The sequence below is a fragment of the Frigoribacterium sp. PvP054 genome, from assembly GCF_040547465.1.
In the GTDB taxonomy this organism is placed as follows: domain Bacteria; phylum Actinomycetota; class Actinomycetes; order Actinomycetales; family Microbacteriaceae; genus Frigoribacterium.
In genome coordinates, this window is sequence record NZ_JBEPPU010000001.1 from 386,046 (window position 1) to 412,396 (window position 26,351).

At 71.8% G+C, this 26,351-nt stretch carries 25 protein-coding genes; 12 read left to right on the forward strand and 13 right to left on the reverse strand.

The window, feature by feature from the left end; genetic code table 11:
* Positions 1-5: 5 nt before the first annotated feature.
* The gene (locus ABID81_RS01765) at positions 6-839 is read left to right on the forward strand and encodes a purine-nucleoside phosphorylase (RefSeq protein WP_354593121.1); all 834 of its coding nucleotides are present in this window, start codon (positions 6-8) and stop codon (positions 837-839) included.
* The gene (locus ABID81_RS01770) at positions 836-2,533 is read left to right on the forward strand and encodes a phospho-sugar mutase (protein WP_354593122.1); all 1,698 of its coding nucleotides are present in this window, start codon (positions 836-838) and stop codon (positions 2,531-2,533) included. The genes ABID81_RS01765 and ABID81_RS01770 overlap by 4 nt, the downstream gene beginning before the upstream one ends.
* Positions 2,534-2,615: 82 nt before the next feature.
* On the opposite strand, the gene ABID81_RS01775 is transcribed toward ABID81_RS01770, so the two are convergent.
* The 10 genes from ABID81_RS01775 to ABID81_RS01820 all read right to left on the reverse strand — a co-directional run bounded on the left by ABID81_RS01775 (position 2,616) and on the right by ABID81_RS01820 (position 13,056).
* Positions 2,616-2,888 (reverse strand): PTS sugar transporter subunit IIB, encoded by a 273-nt coding sequence (locus ABID81_RS01775; RefSeq protein WP_354593123.1) that lies wholly within the window; start codon positions 2,886-2,888, stop codon positions 2,616-2,618.
* Between the two features lie 28 nt (positions 2,889-2,916).
* Complete coding sequence (locus ABID81_RS01780; protein ID WP_354593124.1) at positions 2,917-3,363, reverse strand: PTS sugar transporter subunit IIA; 447 nt, start codon at positions 3,361-3,363, stop codon at positions 2,917-2,919.
* Positions 3,364-3,365: 2 nt separating this feature from the next.
* Entirely contained in the window at positions 3,366-4,487 is a 1,122-nt protein-coding gene (locus tag ABID81_RS01785) for an adenosine deaminase (protein ID WP_354593125.1), read from the reverse strand.
* Between the two features lie 135 nt (positions 4,488-4,622).
* On the reverse strand, positions 4,623-5,918 hold the full coding sequence (locus tag ABID81_RS01790; protein ID WP_354593126.1) for a thymidine phosphorylase: 1,296 nt from the start codon (positions 5,916-5,918) through the stop codon (positions 4,623-4,625).
* Between the two features lie 83 nt (positions 5,919-6,001).
* The gene (locus tag ABID81_RS01795) at positions 6,002-6,439 is read right to left on the reverse strand and encodes a cytidine deaminase (protein WP_354593127.1); all 438 of its coding nucleotides are present in this window, start codon (positions 6,437-6,439) and stop codon (positions 6,002-6,004) included.
* A complete protein-coding gene (locus ABID81_RS01800; protein ID WP_488627343.1) occupies positions 6,436-7,725 on the reverse strand; it encodes an ABC transporter permease in 1,290 nt (429 codons plus the stop codon). The genes ABID81_RS01795 and ABID81_RS01800 overlap by 4 nt, the downstream gene beginning before the upstream one ends.
* Complete coding sequence (locus ABID81_RS01805; protein WP_354593128.1) at positions 7,722-8,996, reverse strand: ABC transporter permease; 1,275 nt, start codon at positions 8,994-8,996, stop codon at positions 7,722-7,724. The genes ABID81_RS01800 and ABID81_RS01805 overlap by 4 nt, the downstream gene beginning before the upstream one ends.
* Positions 8,993-10,513 carry an ABC transporter ATP-binding protein gene (locus tag ABID81_RS01810; protein WP_354593129.1) on the reverse strand — a complete coding sequence of 507 codons (1,521 nt, stop codon included), beginning with the start codon at positions 10,511-10,513 and terminating at the stop codon, positions 8,993-8,995. Before ABID81_RS01810 ends, ABID81_RS01805 begins: the two co-directional genes overlap by 4 nt.
* 159 nt (positions 10,514-10,672) lie before the next feature.
* Positions 10,673-11,758 (reverse strand): BMP family lipoprotein, encoded by a 1,086-nt coding sequence (locus ABID81_RS01815; RefSeq protein WP_354593130.1) that lies wholly within the window; start codon positions 11,756-11,758, stop codon positions 10,673-10,675.
* 179 nt (positions 11,759-11,937) lie between these two features.
* The gene (locus ABID81_RS01820; RefSeq protein WP_354593131.1) at positions 11,938-13,056 is read right to left on the reverse strand and encodes a mannose-1-phosphate guanylyltransferase; all 1,119 of its coding nucleotides are present in this window, start codon (positions 13,054-13,056) and stop codon (positions 11,938-11,940) included.
* 96 nt (positions 13,057-13,152) lie between these two features.
* On the opposite strand from ABID81_RS01820, the gene ABID81_RS01825 reads away from it, so the two are divergent.
* The 5 genes from ABID81_RS01825 (at position 13,153) to ABID81_RS01845 (ending at position 18,007) form a co-directional block, all read left to right on the forward strand.
* Complete coding sequence (locus ABID81_RS01825) at positions 13,153-14,295, forward strand: glycosyltransferase family 4 protein (RefSeq protein WP_354593132.1); 1,143 nt, start codon at positions 13,153-13,155, stop codon at positions 14,293-14,295.
* Positions 14,296-14,476: 181 nt separating this feature from the next.
* Positions 14,477-14,929 carry a succinate dehydrogenase, cytochrome b556 subunit gene (gene sdhC / locus ABID81_RS01830; RefSeq protein ID WP_354593133.1) on the forward strand — a complete coding sequence of 151 codons (453 nt, stop codon included), beginning with the start codon at positions 14,477-14,479 and terminating at the stop codon, positions 14,927-14,929.
* A 4-nt stretch (positions 14,930-14,933) separates the two neighbouring features.
* Positions 14,934-15,383 (forward strand): succinate dehydrogenase, hydrophobic membrane anchor protein, encoded by a 450-nt coding sequence (sdhD, locus tag ABID81_RS01835; protein WP_354593134.1) that lies wholly within the window; start codon positions 14,934-14,936, stop codon positions 15,381-15,383.
* 58 nt (positions 15,384-15,441) lie between these two features.
* On the forward strand, positions 15,442-17,250 hold the full coding sequence (gene sdhA, locus ABID81_RS01840; protein WP_354593135.1) for a succinate dehydrogenase flavoprotein subunit: 1,809 nt from the start codon (positions 15,442-15,444) through the stop codon (positions 17,248-17,250).
* Between the two features lies 1 nt (position 17,251).
* The gene (locus ABID81_RS01845; RefSeq protein WP_354593136.1) at positions 17,252-18,007 is read left to right on the forward strand and encodes a succinate dehydrogenase iron-sulfur subunit; all 756 of its coding nucleotides are present in this window, start codon (positions 17,252-17,254) and stop codon (positions 18,005-18,007) included.
* Positions 18,008-18,108: 101 nt separating this feature from the next.
* On the opposite strand, the gene ABID81_RS01850 is transcribed toward ABID81_RS01845, so the two are convergent.
* Together ABID81_RS01850 and ABID81_RS01855 are read right to left on the reverse strand one after the other, a co-directional pair.
* Positions 18,109-18,456 (reverse strand): hypothetical protein, encoded by a 348-nt coding sequence (locus ABID81_RS01850; RefSeq protein ID WP_354593137.1) that lies wholly within the window; start codon positions 18,454-18,456, stop codon positions 18,109-18,111.
* Positions 18,456-19,571 (reverse strand): DUF6177 family protein, encoded by a 1,116-nt coding sequence (locus ABID81_RS01855; protein ID WP_354593138.1) that lies wholly within the window; start codon positions 19,569-19,571, stop codon positions 18,456-18,458. Before ABID81_RS01855 ends, ABID81_RS01850 begins: the two co-directional genes overlap by 1 nt.
* A 188-nt stretch (positions 19,572-19,759) precedes the next feature.
* On the opposite strand from ABID81_RS01855, the gene ABID81_RS01860 reads away from it, so the two are divergent.
* Positions 19,760-20,503 carry a hypothetical protein gene (locus tag ABID81_RS01860; protein ID WP_354593139.1) on the forward strand — a complete coding sequence of 248 codons (744 nt, stop codon included), beginning with the start codon at positions 19,760-19,762 and terminating at the stop codon, positions 20,501-20,503.
* Positions 20,504-20,674: 171 nt separating this feature from the next.
* Here the strand turns inward: ABID81_RS01860 and ptsP are convergent, their stop codons facing one another.
* The gene (gene ptsP / locus ABID81_RS01865; protein WP_354593140.1) at positions 20,675-22,324 is read right to left on the reverse strand and encodes a phosphoenolpyruvate--protein phosphotransferase; all 1,650 of its coding nucleotides are present in this window, start codon (positions 22,322-22,324) and stop codon (positions 20,675-20,677) included.
* Between the two features lie 174 nt (positions 22,325-22,498).
* Between ptsP and ABID81_RS01870 the strand changes: the two genes are divergently transcribed.
* From ABID81_RS01870 to ABID81_RS01885, 4 genes are all read left to right on the forward strand, one after another.
* Entirely contained in the window at positions 22,499-23,659 is a 1,161-nt protein-coding gene (locus ABID81_RS01870; protein ID WP_354593141.1) for a YihY/virulence factor BrkB family protein, read from the forward strand.
* 10 nt (positions 23,660-23,669) lie between these two features.
* Positions 23,670-24,515 (forward strand): exodeoxyribonuclease III, encoded by an 846-nt coding sequence (locus ABID81_RS01875; protein WP_354593142.1) that lies wholly within the window; start codon positions 23,670-23,672, stop codon positions 24,513-24,515.
* 87 nt (positions 24,516-24,602) lie between these two features.
* Positions 24,603-25,607, forward strand: coding sequence for a tryptophan--tRNA ligase (gene trpS / locus ABID81_RS01880; protein ID WP_354593143.1), 1,005 nt, complete (start codon positions 24,603-24,605; stop codon positions 25,605-25,607).
* Between the two features lie 2 nt (positions 25,608-25,609).
* Positions 25,610-26,314, forward strand: a complete 705-nt coding sequence (locus ABID81_RS01885; protein ID WP_354593144.1) for a GNAT family N-acetyltransferase — start codon at positions 25,610-25,612, stop codon at positions 26,312-26,314.
* The last annotated feature ends 37 nt before the right edge of the window (positions 26,315-26,351 follow it).

The window sequence follows — 26,351 nt, forward strand, 5'->3', positions numbered from 1 at the left end:
ACGGCATGTCTGAGACCACCACGCACCCGCTCGACGACCGCGCCGCCGACCCCTTCGAGGTCGCCCGGACCGCCGCCGCCGAGATCGCCGAGAAGACCGGCGTCGCCCGCCACGACGTCGCCCTGACCCTGGGCAGCGGTTGGGCCAAGGCCGCCGACCTGATCGGCGAGACCGTGGCCGAGATCCCGGCGACCGAGATCACCGGCTTCGCCGCGTCGGCCGTCGTCGGCCACACCAGCTCGATCCGCAGCATCGCCCTGCCCTCGGGCAAGCACGCCCTCGTCATGGGCGCCCGCACGCACTACTACGAGGGGCACGGCGTCCGCCGCGTCGTGCACGGCGTCCGCACCGCCGCCGCGACCGGTGCCACGACGATGATCCTGACGAACGGCGCCGGCGGCATCAAGGAGACCTGGAAGCCCGGCACGCCCGTGCTGATCAGCGACCACATCAACCTCACGGCCGATTCGCCGCTCGAGGGGGCGACCTTCGTCGACCTGACCGACCTGTACTCGTCGCGCCTGCGTGACGTCGCCCGGAGCATCGACCCCGACCTCGACGAGGGCGTCTACACGCAGTTCCGCGGGCCGCACTACGAGACGCCGGCCGAGGTGCAGATGGCCAAGGCCGTCGGCGGCCACATCGTCGGCATGTCGACGGCGCTCGAGGCCATCGCCGCGCGCCAGGCCGGCATGGAGGTGCTCGGCATGTCGCTGATCACGAACCTCGCCGCGGGCATCCAGAAGACCCCGCTCAGCCACGCCGAGGTGCTCGAGGCCGGCCGCGACGCCGAGGCGAAGATCAGCGACCTCCTCGCCCGGATCGTGGCGGCCCTGTGAGCGGCTCGGTGAGCGGCCCGGTGACCGGCGACCTCGACGGGTTGCTCGCCACGGCCACGGCCTGGCGCGACCAGGACCCCGACGACGAGACCCGCGACGAACTCGACCGCCTGGTGACCCGGGCGACGTCGTCCGACGACGAGGCCCTCGCCGAGCTCGCCGACCGCTTCGCGGGTCGCCTGCAGTTCGGCACCGCCGGGCTCCGCGGTGCGCTCGGCTCGGGCTCGAACCGCATGAACCGCGTGCTCGTCGCCCAGGCGGCGGCCGGCTTCGCCGCCTTCCTGCTGGGTCGCGAGTCGCACCCCTCGATCGTCATCGGCTACGACGGCCGCAAGAACTCCGACGTCTTCGCCCGCGACACCGCCGAGATCATGGCGGCCGCCGGGGTGGCCGCGACCATCCTCCCCCGGGCCCTGCCGACCCCGGTGCTCGCCTTCGCCGTGCGGCACCTCGACGTCAGCGCCGGGGTCATGGTCACGGCCAGCCACAACCCGCCGCAGGACAACGGCTACAAGGTCTACCTCGGCGGCGTCGACGCCGGGTCGCAGATCGTGTCGCCCGTCGACGGCGAGATCGCGGCCGAGATCGAGGCGGCCGCGCAGTCCCCCGTCACCGACCTGCCCCGTTCGGACGACTACCGCGAGGCGGGTGACGACCTCGTCATGGAGTACGTCCGCCGGACGGCCGCCGTCGCCGGCACGGCCTCGACCGGCCGCCAGCCCCGCGTCGTCTACACGGCGATGCACGGCGTCGGGTGGGAGGTCGCCCGCCGGGTGTTCGCCACCGCGGGCTTCGCCGAACCCATCCCGGTCAGCGAGCAGAGCGCCCCCGACCCGGCCTTCCCCACCGTGGCGTTCCCGAACCCGGAGGAGCCCGGCGCGATGGACCTCTCGTTCGCGACGGCCGACCGCGTCGGGGCGGACCTGATCATCGCCAACGACCCCGACGCCGACCGTCTCGCCGTGGCCGTCCCCGTCGACGGTGGCTGGCGTCGACTCAGCGGCAACGAGGTCGGCTCGTTGCTCGGCTGGCGCGCCGCCGAGCGTGCCCGCCGCGACGACCGTGACGGGACGCTCGCCGCCAGCATCGTCTCGTCCCCCGCCCTGCGCGAGATCGCCCGCGTCCACGGTCTCGACTACGTCGACACGCTGACGGGCTTCAAGTGGGTGTCGCGCGTCGGCGGCCTGATCTACGGCTACGAGGAGGCGCTCGGCTACCTCGTCGATCCCGACGTCGTCCGCGACAAGGACGGCATCTCGGCGGCCGTCGACCTGCTCGCCCTCGCGACCGAGCTGCACGCCGCGGGATCGAGCCTGTCCGAGCACCTCGTCGCCTTCGACGAGCGCTTCGGCGCCTACGCGTCGTCGCAGATCTCGATCCGGGTCGACGACCTCGCCACCATCACGGCCCTCACGTCGCGCCTGCGGCAGCAGCCCCCGTCGACCATCGGCTCGCACCGGGTCGACCACGTCGACGACTTCCGCGACGGGTTCGGGTCGTTCCCCGCCGGCGACGTGCTGCGGTACTGGCTGACCGACGGCTCCCGGGTCATCGTCCGGCCGAGCGGCACCGAGCCCAAGCTCAAGGTCTACATCGACGCGTCGAGCACCGAGGGCGACGCCGTCGCCCGGCGGGCCGCCGCCGAGGCGGCCGTGGCCGACCTCGACGCCGGCATGCGCGAGCTGCTGGCCTGACGCCCGGGGCGGCGACCGCCCCGACGACGTGAGAGACCCCGGAGCCGCAGGTCGCGCCTCCGGGGTCCGTCACGTCGCGGACTCAGCCGAGCGACTTCTGCAGCTTCTCGGTGAGCTCGGCCTGGTCGAAATGGTTGCGGATCACGATGACGTCGGCGAAGGTCGAGCCGATCGCCTCGACGAACTCGGCCGAGGTGAGGATGACCTGCGCGTCGTCGCCGACGGACGCAATCGAGCCGATGTCGGCGGCGACCACGTCGGCCTCGATGTCGAGCTTGGCCAGGACGCGCTCGGCGTTGACCTTGAGGATTCCGCTGCTGCCGATGCCGGCGCCGCAGATGGTGACGATCTTCATGGGGGTGTCTCGATCTGTCGGGGGCGGATCAGGCGGGGACGCCCATCAGCCGGCGCACCTCGTCGACCGAGGTGGCGGCTGCGAGGGCGGGGATGACGGACGCCTCGTTGAAGACGTTGGCCAGGTCGGCGATCGATTCGAGGTGACCCCCGACGGTGACGATCGCCAGGCCGAGGACGACGCTGACCGGGTCGTTGTGGGGGTGGCCGAACGGCACCGGTTCGGCGAGGGTGACGACCGCGAGGCCGTCGCGCACGACGGCGTCGCCGGGACGCGCGTGCGCGAGCACCAGCCCCGGGGCGATGACGACGTAGGGGCCGTGCTCGTCGATCATGCGGACCATCTCGTCGCCGTAGCCCTCGTGGGCGGCACCGGAGTCGACGAGCGCGCGGCCGGCGACGTGGACGGCCTCACGCCAGTCGGCGACGTGTGCGCCGATGACGACGGCTTCGTCGGGCAGCGGCGGAAGCGGCATGCTCAGGCCCCCTCGAAGCCGGCCGTGATGCGGTCGGCCAGCGCCTCGCGCTCTTCGAGGGGCAGGAAGCACGACGCCGCGGCGTTGAGCTGGAACGTCTCGTGGTCGTCGAGGTCGTAGTCGAAGGCCTGGCTGAGCAGGGCGAGCTCTTTGCACAGGCTGGTGTCGCTCATCAGGCGGTTGTCGGTGTTCACCGTGACGCCGTAGCCGAGCTGGTAGAGCAGGTCGAAGGGGTGGTCGTCGAGGTCGGTGCCCCAGGCGGCGATCGCACCGGTCTGCAGGTTCGACTGCGGCGACAGCTCGAGCGGGATCTCGCGGTCGCGCACCCACGACGCGACGGGCCCGATCTCGACCGTGGTCGCGGAACCCTTGCTCGCGACGACGCGGATGTCTTCGGCGATGCGGACGCCGTGCCCGAGGCGCAGCGCCCGCCCGTCGAGGAGGGCACCGCGGATGCTGTCGAGACCGTCGGCCTCGCCCGCGTGCACGGTGACCGGCATGAACTCGCGGGCCAGCAGGTCGAAGGCGACCCGGTGGTCGGCGGCGGGGTGCCCGGCCTCGGGCCCGGCGATGTCGAAGGCGAGCACGCCCGACTCGCGGTGGCGGACGGCGAGCTGGGCGATCTCGAGCGACCGGTCGCCGTGACGGAGTGCGCTGAGGATCTGGCCCACCGAGATCTGGTGGCCGTCGGACGCGAGCGCGCTCACGGCCGACGTGAAGCCCGCCTGGACCGCCTCGACGGCCTGGTCGAGCGTGAGCCCCTGACGCTGGTGCTGTTCGGGGGCCCAGCGCACCTCGGCGTGGACGACCCCGTCGGCCGCCAGGTCGAGGACGAACTCGTGGGCGACGCGCGTGAGCTGGTCGGCGGTCTGCATGACGGCGACGGTCAGCTCGAAGGTCGCGAGGTAGTCGACCAGGTTGCCGGAGTCGGCGTTCTCGACGAACCACCGGCGAAGACCTTCGGGCTCGGAGGCGGGCAGCTCGACGCCGGCCTCGCGCGCCAGCTCGACGACCGTCTCGGGTCGGAGGCCCCCGTCGAGGTGGTCGTGCAACGACACCTTGGGCAGGGCCGCGAGGCGCGGGCCCCCGTTCGGCAGCCGGTAGTCCTTGTCGGGAGCGCTCATGCCCCCAACCTACTAGCGGTCCGGCCGACGACTCTGGACGCGCGCCACGAGAGGGGCGGGTGCGCCACGAGAACCGGCACCGCGCCTCCCGGACGGAGGCGCGGTGCCGGTGGGACGTGCGTCGGGCGAGCCCGCTCAGCCGATCCGCTCGGCGACGATGGTGCGCGCCGCCGGAGCCTCGTCGCCGATCGTCCACGCGCCGTCGACGGCCTCGAGGGCACGCTCGAAGCGGCCGGGCTCGTCCGTGTGCAGCGTGAAGAGGGGCTGGCCCTCGGTGACGCGGTCGCCCGGCTTCGCGTGCAGCTCGATGCCCGCGGCCGCCTGCACCGGGTCCTGCTTGCGGGCCCGACCGGCACCGAGGCGCCAGGCACCGATGCCGAACGGCAACGCGTGCTGCTCGGTGAGGTAGCCGGTGCCCGAGGCGGTGACGACGTGCGTCTCGCGGGCGGTCGGCAGGGCGGCGTCGGGGTCGCCGCCCTGGGCGCGGATCATGCGCTTCCAGGCGTCCATGGCGCGGCCGTCGTCGAGGGCGGCCTCGACGTCGGCGTCCGGGCGACCCGCGAGGGTCAGCATCTCGCGGGCGAGCGCGACGGTCAGCTCGCGGATGTCGGCGGGCCCGCCACCGGCGAGGGTCTCGACCGATTCGCGCACCTCGAGGGCGTTGCCGATGGTCAGGCCGAGCGGCACGTTCATGTCGGTCAGCAGGGCCGTGGTCGCGACCCCGGCGTCGGTGCCGAGGTCGACCATCGTGCGGGCCAGCTCGCGCGACCGCTCGATGTCCTGGATGAAGGCGCCCGACCCGAACTTGACGTCGAGCACGAGGGCCGCGGTGCCCTCGGCGATCTTCTTGCTCATGATCGACGACGCGATCAGCGGGATGGCCTCGACCGTGCCCGTGATGTCACGCAGCGCGTAGAGCTTGCCGTCGGCGGGAGCGAGGCCGGACCCCGCGGCGCAGACCACGGCTCCGCTGTCGGCCATGATCTCGCGCATGCGCTCGTTCGAGATCGAGGCCTGCCAGCCCGGGATCGACTCGAGCTTGTCGAGCGTGCCGCCCGTGTGGCCGAGACCGCGGCCAGAGAGCTGCGGGACGGCGACGCCGAACGAGGCCACCAGCGGTGCGAGCGGCAGGGTGATCTTGTCGCCCACCCCGCCGGTCGAGTGCTTGTCGACGGTCGTCTTGCCGAGCCCGGTGAAGTCCATCGTCTCGCCCGAGCGGATCATCGCCATGGTCATGTCGCGGATCTCGCGACGCTCCATGCCGTTCAGGAAGATCGCCATCGTCAACGCCGACATCTGCTCGTCGGCGACGTAGCCCCGCGTGTACGCGTCGATCAGCCAGTCGATCTGCTCGGTGCCGAGGGCGCCCCCGCCGCGCTTGACGCGGATGAGGTCGACGGTGTCGAAGGGTTCGACGGCGTTCTGGGTCACGGTGGGGCTCCTTGCGGTGGTGCGATCGGTGGTGCGGCGGCGCGACCACGAGGTCGCGTCCGGGACGGACGAGGAGGCGCGGGTCAGCCCTGCGAGGCGCGGTACGCCTCGAGTTGCCGCGGCCCGAAGGCGTCGGGGATGACCTCGTCGATGGTCTTGAAGCCCGACACGGTGTCGAGCACCATGGCCTCGTCGGAGTGTTCGTAGAGCAGTTGGCGGCACCGACCGCAGGGCATCAGCACCCCGCCGTTGCCGTCGACGCAGGCGAAGGCGACCAGACGGCCGCCACCCGACATCACGAGGTCGGACACGAGCGAGCACTCGGCGCACAGGGTGATGCCGTACGACGCGTTCTCGACGTTGCAGCCCGAGACGATCCGCCCGTCGTCGGTGACGGCGGCGGCGCCCACCGGAAAGCGGGAGTACGGCACGTAGGCCTTGCGCATGGCGGCCCTGGCCGCCTCGCGGAGGGCGTCCCAGTCGGTCTCGGCGACGACCGACGCGCTGCTGCGGCCCGTCACGACTTGACGTAGGGCTTGCCGGAGGCCGCCGGGCCCCGGGACTGCCCGACCAAGCCGGCGACCGCGAAGATCGTCACGACGTACGGCAGCATGAGCATGAACTCGCTGGGCACCGGCGAGCCGATGGCCCCGAGCACGTTCTGCAGGTTGCTCGCGAAGCCGAACAGCAGCGCGGCGAGCGTGGCCCGGATGGGGTCCCACCGGCCGAAGATGACGGCCGCCAGGGCGATGAAGCCCGCGCCCGCCGTCATCTCCTTCTGGAAGTTGCCGAGCGAGCCGAGGGTGAAGTAGGCGCCGCCGAGACCGGCGACGGCACCGGCGAGCGAGACGTTCCAGAACCGGGTGGCGTTGACCTTGATGCCCACCGTGTCGGCCGCCTGCGGGTGCTCGCCGACCGACCGGAGGCGCAGCCCCCAACGGGTGCGGAACAGACCGTAGAAGACGACCGCGATCGCGACGTACATCAGGTACACGATGATCGTCTGACGGAAGAAGACCGGGCCGACGATGGGGATCTGGCTGAGGACGGGGACGTCGAGCTGCGGGAAGCGCACGCCGCGGTTGAGCGAGTCGGACTTCGACAGCACCTGCGAGTACAGGAAGCTCGTCAGGCCGGTCACCAGCACGTTGAGGACGACGCCCACGATGACCTGGTCGACGATGTAGCGGATGCTGAAGACGGCGAGGACCATCGACACGAGCACGCCGGCGATCATGGCGCCGACCAGGCCGACGTAGGCCGACCCGGTCGCCGAGGCGATCGTCGCCGAGACGAAGGCGCCGGCCAGCAGCTGACCCTCGATCGCCACGTTGACGACGCCCACGCGCTCGCTGATCACGCCGCCGAGGGCGCCGAAGATGAGCGGCGTGCTGAGCGCCAGGGCACCGAGCAGCAGACCCGGCACCGGGATCGTCTGGCCGGCGCTCGCCCACGTGAGGAAGCCCAGCAGGAAGAGCACGCCGAAGACGGCGACCAGCCAGATCGGCACCTTCTCGTAGCGCACGGCCCGGAGGACCGCGACGACGGTGATCACGGCCAGCAGCACCGTGAGCACGACCCCGGTGACGGTCGACGGGAGGACGGCGTCGGGCAGGGCGAAGAAGTCCGTGGCGGTCGAGAGCCGGAAGGTGCTCTCGCCGTCACGGGCCAGGCCGACGAACAGCACCGCCGCGACGACGGTGAAGATCGCGAAGGCGATCGGGGCCTTGAGGCTGCGGGTCGAGGCCCGGGCCAGGTCGGGCGACGGCGCGGCGGGGACCGCGGTGTCGGGGGTGAGCGTGCTCACTTGGTGACCACCGCCTCCTTGGTCGAGGCCTTGCGCACCGGGCGGACGCCCGGGGCCGGCAGACGGAAGATCGCTCGGACCAGCGGGGGCGCGGCCACGAACAACACGATGAGGGACTGCACGACGAGCACGATGTCGATCGGCACGCCGTTCGCGGCCTGCATGGAGTACCCACCGGCCTTGAGCGCGCCGAACAGGACGCCGGCGCCGAACACACCCCAGGGCCGTGACCGACCGAGCAACGCCACGGTGATGGCGTCGAAGCCGATGCCCGCGTCGATGCCCGAGGTGAAGCCGCTGGTCAGCGTGCCGAGCACCTGCGTCGAACCCGCGACGCCCGCCAGGGCGCCCGAGATGAGCATCGCGTAGAGGTAGATGTTCTTGACGTTCATGCCCGCCGTGCGCGCGGCGTGCGGGTTCTCGCCCACGGCCCGGAACCGGAAGCCCAGCGTCGACCGGTTGATCAACCACCAGACGACCGCGGTGATGACGATGACCAGCACGAAGCCCCAGTTGAGGTTGTACCGCGAACCGAACAGGTCGGGCAGGATCGCCGTGTCGAGCGTCGCGGGCGACTTCGGGTTCGCGCTGCCCGGGGCCTGCAGCAGGCCCTGGGTCCGCAGCATGAAGGCCAGCAGGTAGAAGGCGATGTAGTTGAGCATGATCGTGAGGATCACCTCGTGGGCGCCGGTGCGGGCCTTCAGCAGACCGACGATGCCGCCCCAGAGCGCACCCGCGGCGATGCCGGCCGCGAGGGCGAGCGGCAGGTGCACGGCCAGGGGCAGGTGGAACGAGAAGCCCACCCACCCGGCGGCAGCCGACGCCATGAGCATCTGACCGCGGGCGCCGATGTTGAACAGGCCGACGCGGAAAGCCACGGCGACGCCGAGGCCGGCGGCGATCAGGGGCACGGCGTAGTTGAGCGTCTCGGTCAGGGGGCGGATGCCCGCCGCGAAGCCGTCGACCCGGAAGTTGTAGATCGCGCCCTGGAACAGCGACGAGTACGACCCGCCGACCGACGTCCAGAACGCCTGGAAGAAGTCGGCCGGACGCGAGAAGAAGTAGCCCAGCGTGCCCTGGACGGTCGTGTCGGTGAACCCGATCAACAGGCCCGAGACGACGAGCGCGAGCACGACGGCGAGCACCGAGATGGCGGCGTTGCCGGTCGTGATCTCTCGCAGGAGGCGCGAGCCGCGTCCCTCGGTCGACTCCGGTGACGACGGGGCGGGTGGCGTGCCCGGCCCCTGCGTGGTGGTCGTGGCGTCGGTCACGCTGCCTGCTCCGTTCCCTGCGGCATCTCGCCGGCCATCATGAGCCCCAGCACGTCGCGGGGGGTGTCCGCCGGCACGATGCCGACGATGGTGCCGCGGTACATCACCGCGATGCGGTCCGCGAGGGCGGCGACCTCGTCGAGCTCGGTCGAGACGACGATGACGGGCACGCCCTGGTCGCGGGTCTCGACGATGCGCTTGTGCACGAACTCGATCGAACCCACGTCGATGCCGCGGGTGGGTTGCGCCGCGACGAAGAGCCGGAGGTCGCGGCTGAGCTCGCGCGCCAGGACGACCTTCTGCTGGTTGCCTCCCGAGAGGCGACCGGCCGGGGTGGTGATGCCCTGGGTGCGGATGTCGAACTCCTTCACCTTGGCGACCGCGAACGCCGCCAGCTCGGACAGCTTGAGCGACCCGCGCCGCACGAACGGGCCCGACTGCGAACGGTCGAGCATGAGGTTCTCGGCGACGGTGAACTCGCCGACGAGGCCGTCCTGGTTGCGGTCCTCGGGGACGAAGCCGACGCCGGCGTCGAGCACCTGGCGGACGCTGCGGCCCGTGATGTCGCGTCCGTCGAGCGCGACCCGGCCCTCGACGCGGGGCTGCAGGCCGAGGATCGCCTCGGTCAGCTCGGTCTGGCCGTTGCCCTGGACCCCGGCGATGGCGAGGATCTCGCCGCGGCGGACCTCGAACGAGACGTCGTCGACGACGACCTGCCCGATGGGGTCGACGACCCGCAGGTTCTCGACGACGAGGGCGGCCTCGCCGGCCTCGGCCGGCGCCTTCTGGACGGTCAGCTCGACGGCACGGCCGACCATGAGCGAGGCGAGCTCGGCGTTCGAGGCGCTCGGCTCGGCCTCGCCGACGACCTTGCCGAGGCGGATCACGGTGATGCGCGTGGCGACCTCGCGGACCTCGCGGAGCTTGTGGGTGATGAAGACGATCGCGGTGCCCGCGTCGCGGAGCTGGCGCATGATGACCATCAGCTCGTCGGTCTCCTGCGGGGTCAGCACGGCCGTCGGCTCGTCGAAGACGAGCACCTTGGCGTCGCGCGAGAGGGCCTTGATGATCTCGACCCGCTGCTGCACGCCGACCGGCAGCTCTTCGACGAGGGCGTCGGGGTCGATGTCGAACCCGAACCGACCGCTGATCTCGCGCACCTTCGCGCGGGCCGCGGCGAGGTCGAGCCGTCCGCCGGCCCTGGTCTCTTCGTGGCCGAGCATGACGTTCTCGGCGACCGTGAAGACGGGGACGAGCATGAAGTGCTGGTGCACCATGCCGATGCCCGCGTTCATGGCGTCGCCGGGGCCCGAGAAGTGCTGGACGGCGTCGTCGAGCAGGATCTCGCCCTCGTCGGCCTGGTACAGGCCGTAGAGCACGTTCATCAGCGTGGACTTGCCGGCCCCGTTCTCGCCGAGGAGGCAGTGGATCTCGCCGGGCTCGACGGTCAGGCTGATGTGGTCGTTGGCGGTCAGGGCGCCGAATCGCTTGGTGATGCCCCGCAGTTCGAGCTTCATCTCAGGTGGACACCTCGGGTCTAGGCAATCGGGTGGAGGGCGGGCGGTGCCGGATCGGGCGGCCCGCCCACGGGCGTGGACAGGGCCGGGAGCGACGGGGTGACCGTCGCTCCCGGCCCTGGGTCAGTCGATGCTAATCGATGACGGGAGGTGCGTTCGTCAGCTCGTCAGGGCCGACGGCGACTCGACCGTGATCGAACCGTCGATGATGCCGGCCTTGATCGTGTCGAGCTCGTCCTGCAGGCCGCTGTCGACCTTGTCGGCGTAGTCGTGGAAGGGCGCGATGCCGACGCCGTCGTTCTCGAGGGTGCCCACGTACGGGGTGCTCGAGAACTTGTCCTCGCTGGCCTGCGTGACGACCGCGTCGGTCGCCTGCTTGATGCCCTTCAGCACCGAGGTGAGGAAGAGGTCCTTGTTGGCGCTGTCGGTCTCGTAGGTGTCGCTGTCGGCACCGACCAGGACGACGTCCTTGCCGGAGTCGCGGATCGCCTCGGCGGCGCTCTGGTAGATCGGGCCACCGACCGGCAGGATGACGTCTGCGTTCTGGTCGATCAGCGTCTGGGCGCTCTGCTTGGCCGTGGTGCCGGCCTCGAAGCCACCGGTGAAGGTGCCGTTCTGCGAGGCGACGTCCCAGCCGACGACCTTGACGTCCTCGCCCTTCTGCTCGTTGTAGTACTTCACGCCGTCGGCGAAGCCGTCCATGAAGATCGTGACGGTCGGGAACTGCATGCCGCCGAAGGTGCCGACCACGCCGGTCTTCGAGTAGCTTGCCGCCGCGTAGCCCGCGAGGAACGCGGCCTCGGAGGTGTTGAACGTGATGGGCTGGACGTTGTCGGCCGTGATGGACGCGTCGTCGATCGTGGCGTAGTCGATGTTCGGGTTCGCCTCGGCAGCGGCCTTCGTGGCGTCGGCGAGCGCGAAGCCGACCGTGACGATCAGGTTGCAGCCCTGGTCGGCGAGGTTCGACAGGTTGGCGTCGTAGACGGTCTCGTCGGCGGACTCGACGGTCTTCGGGGTGGCACCGATGGTGTCGGCCGCCTCGTTGAGGCCCTCGTAGCCGAGCTGGTTGAACGACTTGTCGTCGAAGCCGCCGGCGTCGGAGACCATGCAAGGGACGAAGTCGCTCGAGGCGCCGCTGGTCGAGCCAGAGCCGCTCTCGGGGGCCGAGGCACAGCCGGCCAGGATGACGGCGGTGCTCGCCAGGGCGAGGCCGCTGAGCACGGCCTTGCGCGCAGTTGTAGTCAAGTTGTCCTCCAGGGTGCAGCCCGGCACGAGGCGCGCCGGGTGGGTATGGCTGACAGGTTACCTACTGTGACGGGCGCCGATGACCGCGGGGTGCTAGTGATGCCGAGGCGTTACACAGTCGCGACCACGACGTAACGAACGCGAAACCTCGACGGCCCCCCGACGCCCGACGCGACCGGTCAGAGGACGTCGCTGCGGCCGCTGAGCTTGAGGGCGTCGACGACGCCCTTCACCCGCTGGGCGTTGGCCGTCGTGGTGACGAGCAGGGCGTCGGGGGTGTCGACGACGATGATGTCGTTCACCCCGATGAGCGAGATGAGGCGTCCGCTGTTCGCCACGACGATGCCGCTCGAGCTGTCCGCGAGCACGCGGGCGTTCTCACCGAGGATGGCCAGGTCGCTCTTGCGTCCGCCGGCGTGCAGCTTCGCGATGGAGGCGAAGTCGCCGACGTCGTCCCAGTCGAAGTCGCCCGGCACGACGGCCAGGCGGCCGGAGGCCGCGGCCGGCTCGGCCACGGTGTAGTCGATGGCGATCTTCTGCAGCCCCGGCCAGACCTTGTCGACCACGGCACCGCGCCTCGGGGTGTCCCACGCCTCGGCCAGCTCCTCGATGCCGGCCAGCAGCTCGGGGCTCGTCTCACCCAGTTGCTCGAGCAGGCGGTCGGCGCGTGCGATGAACATGCCGCCGTTCCAGAGGTAGTCGCCGCCCGAGACGTACCGCTCGGCCGTCTCGAGGTCGGGCTTCTCGACGAACGACTCGACCGTCCGCGCGCTGGGGGCCCCCTCGATGTGCAGGGGCGCGCCGACGTGGATGTAGCCGAACCCGATGGCGGGTTCGGTGGGGGTGATGCCGATGGTGGCGATGTAGCCCTCGTCCGCCGCGACGATGGCCTCGCGGACGGCCCGGGCGAAGCCGCGGGTGTCGGCGATGACGTGGTCGGCGGCGAACGACCCGATGATCACGTCCGGCTCGCGGCGGCGGAGGACCGCCGCGGCGAGGCCGATCGCGGCGGTGCTGTCCTTCGGCTCGCTCTCGAGGACGACGTTGTGGTCGGCGAGGCCCGGCAGCTGCGACTCGACGGCGGCCCGGTGCGCCCGACCGGTGACGACCATGATGCGCTGGTCGCCGTTCAGCGGGGCCAGGCGGTCCCAGGTGCCCCGGAGCAACGTCGAACCGCTGCCGGTCAGGTCGTGCAAGAACTTCGGCGCGTCGGCACGGCTGAGCGGCCACAGACGCGACCCGATGCCACCGGCGGGGATGATGCTGTAGAACCGGTCGAGGCTTTCCTGGATCGTCATGCGTTCACCTTATCGACGCCCCTCCTCCATTCCGCCGCTCCCCTCCCGCCACCGTCGCCGGTGATGCTCGCACCACGAGCAGTCCGAGGAGGACCGATGCGAGTCGCAGTCGTGACCGAGAGCTTCCTGCCCACCGTCAACGGGGTCACCACCAGCGTGCTGCGCGTGCTCGACCACCTGGCTCGACACGGGCACGAGGCCCTCGTCGTCGCGCCGGCCGGTCGGGGCACGACGAGCTACGCGGGCTTCCCGGTGCACCGGGTGCCCTCGGTCGCCTACCGGCAGTTCCCCGTGGGGCTGCCGAACCCGCAGGTCGCGGCCGCCATCGCCGCGTTCCGGCCGGACGTCGTCCACGTCGCCTCGCCGTTCCTGCTCGGAGCCCAGGCCATCGCCGCCGCCGCCCGCCTCGGCGTGCCCTCGGTCGCCGTGTTCCAGACCGACGTCGCCCGGTACGCGGGGACGAACGGCCTCGGTCTCGGCTCGGCCGTCGCCTGGCGGCTCGTGCGCCGCATCCACGACCAGGCGACGACGACGCTGGTCCCCTCGCGCGCCTCCCTGCGGGACCTCGAGACGGCGGGCGTCCGACGACTCGAGACGTGGGGTCGCGGGGTCGACTCGGCCCTCTTCCACCCCAACCGGAAGTCGGGAGGGGCCGTCCGCTCACTGCGTGAGTCGTGGGGAGCACCCGGGCAGGTGCTCGTGGGCTACGTGGGACGCCTGGCGCCCGAGAAGCAGGTCGAGCGGCTCGCCGCCCTGCGGCCCCTGCGCGGGGCCCGACTCGTCGTCGTGGGCGGCGGTCCGTCGCTGCCGGCCCTCCGCCGGCGCCTGCGACACCTCGACCCGGTCTTCACGGGGCCGCTGCACGGGGAGCACCTCGCCGACGCGTACGCCGCGCTGGACGTCTTCGTGCACACCGGGTCGACCGAGACCTTCGGACAGACCGTGCAGGAGGCCCACGCGAGCGGACTGCCGGTCGTGGCCCCGGCCGCCGGCGGGCCCCTCGACCTGGTGCGCCACGGCGTCGACGGGTTCCTCTTCGACCCGCGCCACGACCACTCGCTGCGGCGGGGCGTGCGGGCGCTGGTCGACTCGGACGACCTCCGGGCGCGCTTCGGCGAGGCAGGGAGGCGCGCGGTCGTCGGACGCACGTGGGAGGCCCTCGGCGGAGAACTCGTCGAGCACTACCGCCGGGCGATGGCGACCGTCCGCGACGGGGCCGAGCGCGCCTCCGTCGGCTGACCCCGCCGGCCGGGGTGCCGTCTTGTCTCGACGTCGAACGACTTCGGCGGGGCGGGGCCGCGGCCCGACTCGACGGGACCGTAGACTGAACGGGTTCTGAGAACGCCACCAGCGGACACGGCTGTCCCTCGTACCGACCGAGTGAGAGCGTCGTCCGCCCCATCCGCGAGGAGAAGTGCTCATGGCCGAGCAGTCGACGGGAACGGTCGCATCACCGGCAGGCAGACCGGATGCGCCGAAGATCAGCGCGCCCAAGGCGCCCGGCAAGATCGCGGGCACCCTGTACCGCGGTCGCGAGGGCATGTGGTCGTGGGTGCTGCACCGCATCACCGGCGTGAGCATCTACTTCTTCCTGCTCGTGCACATCCTCGACACCGCCCTCGTGCGCATCAGCCCCGAGGCCTACAACGCGGTGATCGGCACCTACAAGAACCCGATCATGGGGCTCGGCGAGACCGGCCTCGTGGCGGCGATCCTGTTCCACGCCCTGAACGGCCTGCGCATCATCCTGATCGACTTCTGGGGCCCGGGCACGAAGTACCAGCGCGTGATGTTCTGGGTCGTCATCGGCCTCGCCGTGGTCCTGTTCGCCGGCTTCGCGCCCCGCCACCTGATGAACGTCTTCTCGGAGTAGGACCATGACCACCCAGACCGTCGAAGCCCCGCGCTCGGCCCGCACGGCCCAGCGCTCCACCAACTACGAGAAGTGGGGCTGGATCTACATGCGCGCCAGCGGGCTGTTGCTCGTCGTGCTCGTCTTCGGCCACCTCTTCATCAACCTGCTCGCGAGCGAGGGCGGCGTCAAGGCCATCGACTTCGCCTTCGTCGCCGGCAAGTGGGCCAGCCCCTTCTGGCAGGTGTACGACACCCTGCTGCTCTGGCTGGCGTTGATCCACGGCACCAACGGCATGCGCACGATCGTCAACGACTACGTCTCGAAGCCCACCGTCCGCAAGGTGCTGCTCGTCACGCTGCTCGTGTCGACGGTCGTCCTGCTCGTGCTCGGGACGCTCGTGATCTACACGTTCGACCCGTGCCCCGCGAACGCCCCGGCCGACCTGCTGCCGTCGTTCTGCACCGCCGGCTAGCCACCCGGCCCACCGCCCGCCCCGGCCTCCGGCCGCACGTCCCCCACCGGAAAGAACCGTGACCACACCCTCCCCCGCCTCCGCCAGCACCGTCGTCGACGGCGTCCACTACCACCAGCACGACATCGTCATCGTCGGGGCCGGGGGTGCGGGCATGCGGGCGGCCATCGAGGCCGGCCCGAACGCCAGCACCGCGGTGATCTCGAAGCTGTACCCGACCCGTTCGCACACCGGTGCGGCCCAGGGCGGCATGGCGGCGGCCCTCGCGAACGTCGAGGACGACAACTGGGAGTGGCACACCTTCGACACCGTCAAGGGCGGCGACTACCTCGTCGACCAGGACGCGGCCGAGATCCTGGCGAAGGAGGCGATCGACGCCGTCCTCGACCTCGAGAACATGGGCCTGCCGTTCAACCGCACGCCCGAGGGCAAGATCGACCAGCGCCGCTTCGGCGGGCACACGGCCGAACACGGCAAGAACCCCGTCCGTCGCGCTTGCTACGCGGCCGACCGCACCGGTCACATGATCCTGCAGACGCTGTACCAGAACTGCGTCAAGCACGGCATCAACTTCTTCAACGAGTTCTACGTGCTCGACCTGATCATGGGCGAGATCGACGGCGAAGAACGCCCCGCCGGCGTCATCGCCTACGAGCTCTCGACCGGCGACCTGCACGTGTTCCAGGGCAAGGCCGTCATCTTCGCCACCGGCGGCTTCGGCAAGATCTACAAGACGACGTCGAACGCGCACACCCTGACCGGCGACGGCGTGGGCATCATCTGGCGCAAGGGCCTGCCGCTCGAGGACATGGAGTTCTTCCAGTTCCACCCGACCGGCCTGGCCGGTCTCGGCATCCTGCTCAGCGAGGCCGCACGCGGCGAGGGAGCGATCCTTCGCAACAGCGAGGGCGAGCGCTTCATGGAGCGCTACGCTCCCACCATCAAGGACCTCGCACCGCGCGACATCGTCGCCCGCTGCATGGCGACCGAGATCCGCGAGGGCCGGGGGGCCGGTCCGCACAAGGACTACGTCTACCTCGACATCACGCACCTCGACCCGGCCGTGATCGACGCGAAGCTGCCCGACATCACCGAGTTCGCCCGCACCTACCTCGGCGTCGAGCCCTACACCGAACCGGTGCCCGTGCTGCCGACGGCCCACTACGCCATGGGCGGCATCCCCACCAACGTCAAGGCCGAGGTGCTCCGCGACAACACCACCGTCGTGCCGGGCCTCTACGCCGCCGGCGAGTGCGCCTGCGTCAGCGTGCACGGCTCGAACCGCCTCGGCACCAACTCGCTGCTCGACATCAACGTCTTCGGCAAGCGTGCCGGCAACAACGCCGTCGAGTTCGTCAAGGACGCCCCCTTCGTGCCGCTCCCCGACGACCCGGCCGCCTTCGTCCGCGGCCTCGTCGAGGACGTCCGCAACGCGACCGGCACCGAGCGCATCGCGACGCTGCGGAAAGAGCTGCAGGACAGCATGGACCGCAACGCCCAGGTGTTCCGCACCGAAGAAACCCTCGACGAGGTCACCCACGTCATCGCCGACCTGCGCGAGCGGTTCAAGAACATCTCGGTGCAGGACAAGGGCAAGCGCTTCAACACCGACCTCCTCGAGGCCATCGAGCTGGGCTTCCTCCTCGACCTGGCCGAGGTCGTCGTCTACTCGGCGAGGTCGCGGCAGGAGAGCCGGGGCGGACACTTCCGTGAGGACCACCCCACCCGCGACGACGCCAACTGGCTCGTCCACACGATGGCGTACCTGACCGGCGACGCGCACTCGTCGCTGGCCGGCGACCACATCCGCCTCGACACCAAGCCCGTCGTGATCACGAACTACCAGCCGATGGAACGGAAGTACTAACATGAGCACCGCTGTCCTCGAGAACGCGCCCCAGGGCTCCGACGCCGTCCCCACGTTCACGGCCACCCTGATCATCCGACGCTTCGACCCCGAGGTCGACGACGAGCCCCGCTGGCAGGACTTCGACGTCCAGGTGCTGCCGACCGACCGCGTGCTCGACGCCCTGCACCAGATCAAGTGGGAGCAGGACGGCTCGTTGACGTTCCGCCGCTCGTGCGCCCACGGCGTCTGCGGCTCGGACGCCATGCGCATCAACGGCCGCAACCGCCTGGCCTGCAAGACGCTGATCAAGGACCTCGACATCTCGCAGCCGATCTACGTCGAGGCCATCAAGGGCCTGCCCCTCGAGAAGGACCTCGTCGTCGACATGGAGCCCTTCTTCCAGTCGTACCGCGAGATCCAGCCGTTCCTGATGGCGTCGTCGAAGCCTGAGAAGGAGCGCCTGCAGAGCGCCACGCAGCGGGAGCGCTTCGACGACACCACGAAGTGCATCCTCTGCGCGGCGTGCACCTCGAGCTGCCCGGTCTTCTGGACCGACGGCCAGTACTTCGGCCCCGCCGCTATCGTGAACGCCCACCGCTTCATCTTCGACTCGCGCGACGAGGGGGCCCAGGTGCGGCTCGACATCCTCAACGACAAAGAGGGCGTCTGGCGCTGCCGGACCACCTTCAACTGCACCGAGGCGTGCCCCCGTGGCATCCAGGTGACCCAGGCCATCGCCGAGGTCAAGCAGGCCGTGCTGCGCGGACGCGCCTGAGCCCGGGCGACCGGCTTCCCGGGCGACCGGCTCACGCACGAGGGCCCGACCACCACGGTGGTCGGGCCCTCGTGCGTGCCGGCTCGGGTGCCGGCGACGCGTCAGTCGTCCTCGACGATGCACGCGGCCTCGAGGCCCAGCGCGAGGCGGAGCGCGACCGAGACGCCGGCCTCACCCTCGTCTCCCATCGGGGCGACGGCGTCGATCCAGAAGACCGGGAGGCGCACCGTGGGCGGGTCGGGCAGCAGACGGCCGATCTCGCCCGCGTCGGTCAGCTCGGCCGCTTGGTACACGGTGAGCAGGGGCACCCCGCCCGCCGCGAACACCTGGAGGGCGTCGCCGCCGTCGATCTCGCGCACGCCGAGCGAGTCGTCCACGGCGCGGGCCGCGGTGACGAGGTCGAGCTGGTCGTAGACGTGCGGGCTCAGGATGGTGATGTCGCGCGGCATCAGGCCTCGTCCTCGGCGGGGCCGTCACCCTCGAGCGAGCTCTCGTGCAGGAGGTCGAGTTCGTGGAGGTCTTCCTCCCAGGCCTGCAGCAACGGGCTGGCGACGAGCTGGGCGAGCCGCTCGGGTCCCACGACCTCGAGGGTGCGATGCAGGGCGTTCCAGCCCGAGGTGCCGGCGTCGCCGAGTGGGACCACGTAGGCGGGCAGACGCGGGCGGCCGACGACGACGACGGGGCGTTCGGCGTCCAGCGTGGATCGCTCGAGCCCGAGGCGGCGGACGGACGGGGCGCCGATCAGCAGTGCGACCGGGTTCGGCGGCGGGTACGTGACGGCACGGACGCACCGGTCGGACTCGCCCTCTCGGGCGATGACGAGGGCGAAGGTCGGCAGCGACGAGCCGGCGATCTCGGCGAGGGCGTCGGTCAGGCGGGCGATGGCGTCGTCGAGGGACCCGTCGACCACGTCGACCGTCACGGCGGTCGTCTCCTCGATGCCGTGGTCGGTGACGCGTGCGGTGATGGTGGCCGACAGGTGCGGACCCTCCACCACGACGCGGACCGTCTCGGGCGCCTGATGGCGTGCGTGCTGCGTGAGGACCCATCGATCCCAGCCGTGCACGAGCGGCTCGGTCGCGCCCCACCGGGTCGGGACGGAGCCCGAGGCGGCCCCGGCCAGGGTCTCGAGCGCGCCTCCCAGGCTCGTGTCGTGCGACGCGCGGTGCAGCACGGTGAGGTCGACGCTCAACTGACGGGTCGTGTCGACGGCGTCCGCGATGACCGGCAGCCGCTCGGCGGCGGGGACGTCGACGGTCGACGCGTCGACCTCGGCGGCCGCGGCGTCGACGTCGTCGTAGGGCACGCCGGTCAGACCGTCGCGCAGGCGGTCGGCGTCGTCGTGGACCACCCAGACTCCCCCGGCAGCCACCAGGGCCGCCCGCAGGCCGACGGTCAGTCGTGACCGCTCGCTCGTGACGAGCACGACCCGGCGCCCCGTCGCGGGTCGGCCGAGGAGGTCGGCGAGCGGACGGCTCAGCCGGACGACGCGGGCCCTGCTGTCGACACGGACCGCTCGCGACGAGATCGCGTCGACCAACGGGTGTCGGATAGGGGTGCCCACCCGTCGATTCTCCTCCGTGCTCGGCCGCCGTGACCGGATGCACGGCGGACTCGGACGTGCGCGGCCCGAGGTGGCCCGAGCGGCCTAGGCTGGGTCACCGTCATCGCCACCGACCCCGAGAGGCACGCCATGGACGACGTCCGACGTCTCGATCGACGGCCCCTCGCGGTCGTCCCCCGGCCGATCTCGTGAGGCGTCGCCCCTACCGCAACGGCGAGCGGCCCGTCGACCAGCGTGAACGTCGACGTGCCTTCTCCGCCGCCCTCCGGACGCGGCCGCCGGTGCGTCCGGCCGTCGACCGTGCGACGGGGCGCGCCCTGGCCCGACTCGACGAGCTCGTCGAGAAGGCCCTGGTCTCGGGCGAGCACGACCGCCTGCTCGACGAGACCCGCGTCTCGACCTGGCCCCGCGAGCTGGACGCCGTCGTCTCGGTGGTCGTCGAGAGGCTCGACCCGCCTCCGTCGGTCGACCGTGCCGTGGTCGCGGCCGCCGTCGCCGACAACCTGGAGGCGCGGTTCGGCCTGCGACCCGGAGCCTCGCCGACCGAGCGGTCGGTCGTCCTCTGGCAGTCGGTCGCCGGAGCGGACTCCCGGCTCGCCGAGACCGGCTGGGAGCGCGACGTGCTCTCGGACGACCGGGAGGCGCTGGCCGAGTTCTTCGCGTCGGACGGCGACCCCGTGCGGGCCCGCCTCACGCGGTCGTCGGGCCGCCTGCACCTCGAGCTGCGGGGCACGAACGCCCCCGTCGGCGACCGGTCGTCGTCGTACGCGGTCCTGTCGCGGTCGAGCACGCTCGTGCTGGTCGACGACCCGCGCGGCCTCGTGTCGGTGCTCGACGACGACGCCGCCGGAGCGATCCGCGACGCGGTCGTGGCGTGGGGCGAACTCGCCGACCACCTGGACGAGCGGCGAGCCGAGGTCTCGGGCCGCTGACGCGGCCCGACGACCAGAACGGGTCGACGTCCAGGACGGATCGGCGACCGGAACGGAACCGCCGACAGGAGCCGACCCGTCGACGCGAGCGGCGCCGGCGATCCGGGTGCGGCTGCCGGTCCGAACGGGCCCGCCGGTCCGGACGGGCCCGTGTCGGGCCCGCCCGTCAGCTCAGACGGTGACGGCCTCGGCCGCGGCCCGCGCCCCGGCTGCCGTGGTGGCCGCGACGGCGGCGGTCGCGAGTTCGCGCGCCTGGTCGAGCGTGTAGCGCGACAACTCGAGCCGCACGTCGGCGAGCGCGGCCGGCGTCATCGAGAGGGTCGTCGCCCCGAGGCCGACGAGCACGACGGCGAGCAGCGGGTCGGCCGCCGCCTCGCCGCAGATGCCGACGGGCTTGCCCGCCGCGGCCCCGGCGTCGCCCAAGGACTTCACCAGGCGCAGGACGGCGGGGTGCCACGGGTCCTGGTAGGCTGCCACGGACCCGAGCATGCGGTCGGCCGCCATCGTGTACTGCGTGAGGTCGTTGGTGCCGACGCTGACGAAGTCGGCGGACGCGAAGATCTGGTCGGCGAGCACGGCGAGCGAGGGCACCTCGGCCATCACGCCGACCGTCTTGAGCCCGAGCTCGCGGCCCAGCGTGACGAAGTACTCGGTCTCCTCGGCGTCGCTCACCATCGGGGCCATGACCCAGAGGTCGGCGGTCGTCGCGGCCTGGGCCGCCGCGAGGGCGGTCAGCTGGTCGCGGAGGATGTCCTCTTTGACGCGGAGGGCCCGCAGGCCGCGCAGGCCCAGGGCCGGGTTCTCCTCGTGGGCGTCGTTCAGGAAGCTCAGCGGCTTGTCGGCGCCGGCGTCGAGGGCGCGCACGACCACCTTCTTGCCGGGGAAGGCCTCGAGCAACGCGGTGTAGCTGCTGGTCTGGCTCTCGACGGTCGGCGCGGACGAGTTGCCGAGGAAGAGGAACTCGGTGCGGAACAGGCCGACGCCCTCGGCGCCCAGTTCGATCGCCCCCGCGGCCTCGGCCGGTGCTCCCAGGTTCGCGAGGAGCGGGACGGCGTGGCCGTCGGCGAGGGCGCCGTCGGTCAGGGGCGCCGCGGCCGCGGCCGCCCGGTCGGCGATGCGCTTCTCGGCCTCGGCGACCTCGTCGGGCGACGGGTCGACCGTGACGACGCCGCTCGCGGCGTCCGCGACGACCACGGTGCCGTCGACGAGGTCGAGGGCGCCGGTCACGCCGACGATCGCGGGGATGGACTTCGACCGGGCGAGGATGGCGGTGTGCGAGGTGGGCCCGCCGTCACGGGTGACGAGGGCGAGCACCTTGTCGAGGTCGAGCAGGGCGGTGTCGGCCGGCGCCAGGTCGGGGGCGACGAGCACGAACGGGGTGTCGCTCTCGGGCACGCCGGGAGCCGGGACGCCGCGCAGCGCGGCGATGACGCGCTGCGCCACGTCGCCGAGGTCGGTCGCCCGCTCGGCCATGTAGCCGCCCATGCCGATCAGGAGGTCCTGGAAGGCGGCGAACGCCTCGTGCACGGCGCGCTCGCCCGTGCGGCCGTCGTCGATGCGGGCCTTCACGTCGTCGGTGAGGGTGGGGTCCTGGGCCATCAGCGACTGCGCGTCGAGGACGTCCTTGGCCTCGCCACCGGCCTTCTCGCCCCGCGCGGTGAGGTCGGCCGCGACCGCGGACAGGGCCTTGAGCACGCCGTCGTACTCGAGGGCCGCGTCGGCCGTCCGGGGGTCGGTGCCCGGCTCGGGCAGCGGATCGGGCATCTTCTTGACGGGGCCGACGGCCACTCCACGTCCGACGCCAACGCCCTGTAGTGCCACGGTGAACCTCTTCGAGTCTCGATGGTGGAGACGTGCGGCAGGACGCCGGGCACGCTCACGGTCGGTCCATCGTAGACGGATCGCCCGGGCGTCCGGTCCGTGCCGATCAGGCGGGTCGCCGCGGCGTCGGTCCGGACGCCCCGGCGGACGGACCGGCCCCCGTACCCTGGACGCATGCGCGCGCCGTGGACCCGACGACCGACGCCCGACCCGGTCGAGGCGGCCCGCGCCTCCTCGGCCGTCCGCCCCTCGGCGCGGGCCCGTCGGGCCGGGTCGCGCGTCGTGGGGTCGCGACCGACCCGGGTGCTGGCCCGGCACGTCACGTCGAAGGGGCCGCTGCTGGCGGCGGGGCTGACCTACCAGGCGTTGTTCGCGCTCTTCGCGGCGCTCTGGGTGGGCTTCTCGGTGGCGGGCTTCGTCGTCTCGGGCGACGTCCTGCTGCGCGACGAGCTGATCGTCTTCATCCGGTCGGCCGTCCCCGGCCTCATCCAGGACGCCGACGGCACGGGCGTCGTCGACCCCGGGCTGCTGCTCGACGCGTCGGTCTTCGGCTGGACCGGCGCCGTGGCCCTCGTCGGCCTGCTCGTGTCGTCCATCACGCTGCTCGGCAGCATGCGCGACTGCGTGCGCATCGTGTTCCGGGCACCGCAGCCGGTCACGCCCCTGGGGCGGCTGATCGTGCGCGACCTCGGGTTGGCGCTCGCCTTCGGAGCCGCCGTCGTCGTGTCGGCGACGCTCTCGCTGCTGAGCACCACGGCGGTCTCGGGCCTGCTGTCCGGGGTGGGCGTCCCGGTGCGGTCGCTGCTCGGCGAGACGACCCTCCGCGTGGTCGGCGTGCTGCTCGTCTTCGTCTTCGAGACCGCCGTGCTGGCCGTGCTCTTCCGCGTGCTGGCCGGGCTGCACATCCCCTTCCGACGACTGCTCTCGGGGGCCGTCATCGGGGCGGCCGGCTTCGTCTCGCTGACGTTGGTCGGAGGCGTCGTGCTGCGGAGCACGGGGTCGAACCCCCTGGTGGCCTCGTTCGCGGCGATCGTCGGCCTGCTGGTCGTCATCAACCTGCTCTGCCAGGTGCTGCTGCTCAGCGCGGGCTGGATCGCCGTCGGCATGGACGACCTCGGCGTGCACGCCGACCCCCACCAGGAGGCCGAGCGCCTGCGCCGCCTCGAAGAGGACCGCCTGGCCGAGGAGGCGCGGGCCCGGTCGCGTCGCGGCCGTCTCGTCACCGGCGCCCGCGGCCTGCTCGCGCGGTCGCTGCGGGCCGTGCGCCCGGGCGACCCGCCCGACGTCCCGCCCCCCGGCCTCCCGGTCGAGCCCCGTGACGGTGCCCGCCGCTAGTCTGGAGCCCATGTCCACGCGCCTCCGTCTCGCCACCGTCAACGTCAACGGCGTCCGCGCCGCGTTCCGCAAGGGCATGGGCGACTGGCTGTCGGCACGCGACGTCGACGTCCTCACCCTGCAAGAGGTCCGCGCGTCCACCGACGACCTCGAGGGCCTGCTCGGCCCCGAGTGGAACGTCGTGCACGACCCGGCGACCGCCAAGGGCCGGGCCGGCGTCGCGATCGCGAGCCGGGGCAAGGCCCACGTGCACCGGGTCGAGCTCGGCCCCGACGACTTCGACAGCGCCGGCCGCTGGCTCGAGGCCGACTACGAGATCGACGGCACCGTCGTGACCGTGGTCAGCACGTACGTCCACTCGGGCGAGGTCGACACCCCCAAGCAAGACGAGAAGTGGAAGTTCCTCGACGCGATGTCGGCCAGGCTGCCCGAGCTCGCGGCGCACAACGAGCTCTCGGTGGTCACCGGCGACCTCAACGTCGGGCACCGCGAGCTCGACATCAAGAACTGGAAGGGCAACGTCAAGCGCGCCGGCTTCCTGCCCCGCGAACGGTCGTACTTCGACCGGTTCCTCGGCCCGGCGGGCGAGCAGGTCGAGACCGTCGACGGCACCGGCGGCGAGGGCCTCGGCTGGGTCGACGTGGGCCGACGGTTCGCGGGCGAGGTCGAGGGGCCCTACTCGTGGTGGTCCTGGCGAGGCCAGGCCTTCGACAACGACACCGGTTGGCGCATCGACTACCAGCTCGCGACCCCGTCGCTCGCCGACGCCGTCGAGCACTACGTCGTCGACCGCGCCGCCGCCTACGACCAGCGGTGGTCCGACCACGCGCCGGTCGTCGTCGACTACCGTCTCTGAACCGCGCCTCCCCGTCCTGCGCCGCCCCGCCTCGCACCTCCCCTGTCTCGCACCTCCCCCGTGTCGCACCACCCCACCGAGGACCACATGACCAAGCCCCGCCTCTTCTCCGGAATGCAGCCGTCCGCCGACTCCCTCCACGTCGGCAACTACATCGGTGCGCTCCAGCAGTGGAAGTCCCTGCAGACCACGCACGACGCCCTCTTCTGCGTCGTCGACCTGCACGCCATCACCGTCCCGCAAGACCCTGCCGCGCTGCGGGCGCAGATCCGAGGGACGGCCGCCCAGTACATCGCGGCGGGCATCGACCCGTCGCGGTCGACCCTGTTCATCCAGTCGCACGTGCCGGCCCACACCCAGCTGGCCTGGGTGCTGAACACGCTGACCGGCTTCGGCGAGGCCAGCCGCATGACCCAGTTCAAGGACAAGGCGGCCAAGCAGGGTTCCGACGCGGCCTCGCTGGGCCTCTTCGCCTACCCCACGCTGATGGCCGCCGACATCCTGCTCTACCAGGCCGAGACGGTGCCGGTCGGTGACGACCAACGACAACACGTCGAGCTGACGCGCGACCTCGCGACCCGGTTCAACTCGCGCTTCGGCGAGACGTTCGTCGTGCCCGAGGCGACGATCCAGAAAGAGTCGGCGCGCATCTACGACCTCCAGTCCCCCGAGTCGAAGATGAGCAAGTCGGCGACGACCGACTCGGGCGTCGTGTGGATGCTCGACGAGCCGAGCCGCACCGCCAAGAAGATCAAGTCGGCCGTCACCGACGCCGAGCGCGAGATCCGCTTCGACCGCGGCTCGAAGGCGGGCGTCTCGAACCTGCTCACGATCCTCTCGTCGTTCTCGGGCGACAGCGTCGCCGACCTCGAGGAGCGCTACGTCGGCCGCGGCTACGGCGACCTGAAGAAAGACACGGCGGAAGCCGTCGTCGAGACGTTCGCGCCGGTCCGCGCCCGGGCACTCGAACTGCTCGACGACCCGGCGGAGCTCGATCGCATCCTCGCGGTCAACGCCGACCGTGCGAACGAGATCGCCCAGGTCACGATCGACACCGTGTACGACCGCATCGGCTTCGTCCGCAAGGCCTGACCGTGCTGCCGTTCGTGCTCGCGTCACCGACCCTCGAGTTGCTGGCGCCGAGCGCGGCCGACGTGCCCGCGATCGTCGACGCCTGCCAGGACGAGACCCTGCGGCGGTTCACCACGGTCCCCGTGCCGTACGACCGGTCGGACGCCGAGTTCTTCCTCCGGCGCATCGTCGACGACGGCTGGGCCACCGGTCGTGAGTTCACCTGGGGCCTGCGACGACCGGGCTCCGGTCTGCTCGAAGGCATCATCAGCGTGCGGCTGCGGTCGTCCGACGTCGGCTTCTGGACGGCACCGGCCTCGAGGGGCCGGGGCCTCATGACCGGCGCGCTGAGCCTGGTGGCCGACTGGGCCTTCGAGGGCGGAGCACTGCGAGAGCTCTTCTGGGAGGGCTACGTCGGCAACGACGCCTCCGCCGCCGTGGCCCGGCACGTCGGCTTCACCTACCAGGGGGTCGGCCCGGGCCTGCACCCGGGTCGCGACGGCGGACGTCCCCTCTGCTGGAAGGCCCGGCTCCGTCCCGGCGACGAGCGGTCGGCGCGACCGGGCTGGCCCGACCTGGGCGGCCGGTCGGCCGGTCCGGGCCGACCGGCGGAATACCGCGACGCCGACGGCGTTGAGTCCGTCGGCGACGCCGGAGACGGCGTCCGCAGACCATCCCCCGACCCGCACGCCCTGGCGCGTGACCGTTCCCTCCCGGAGGCACCGTGAGCACCGACGCGACCGATCGCGAGCTGCTCGAGCGCAC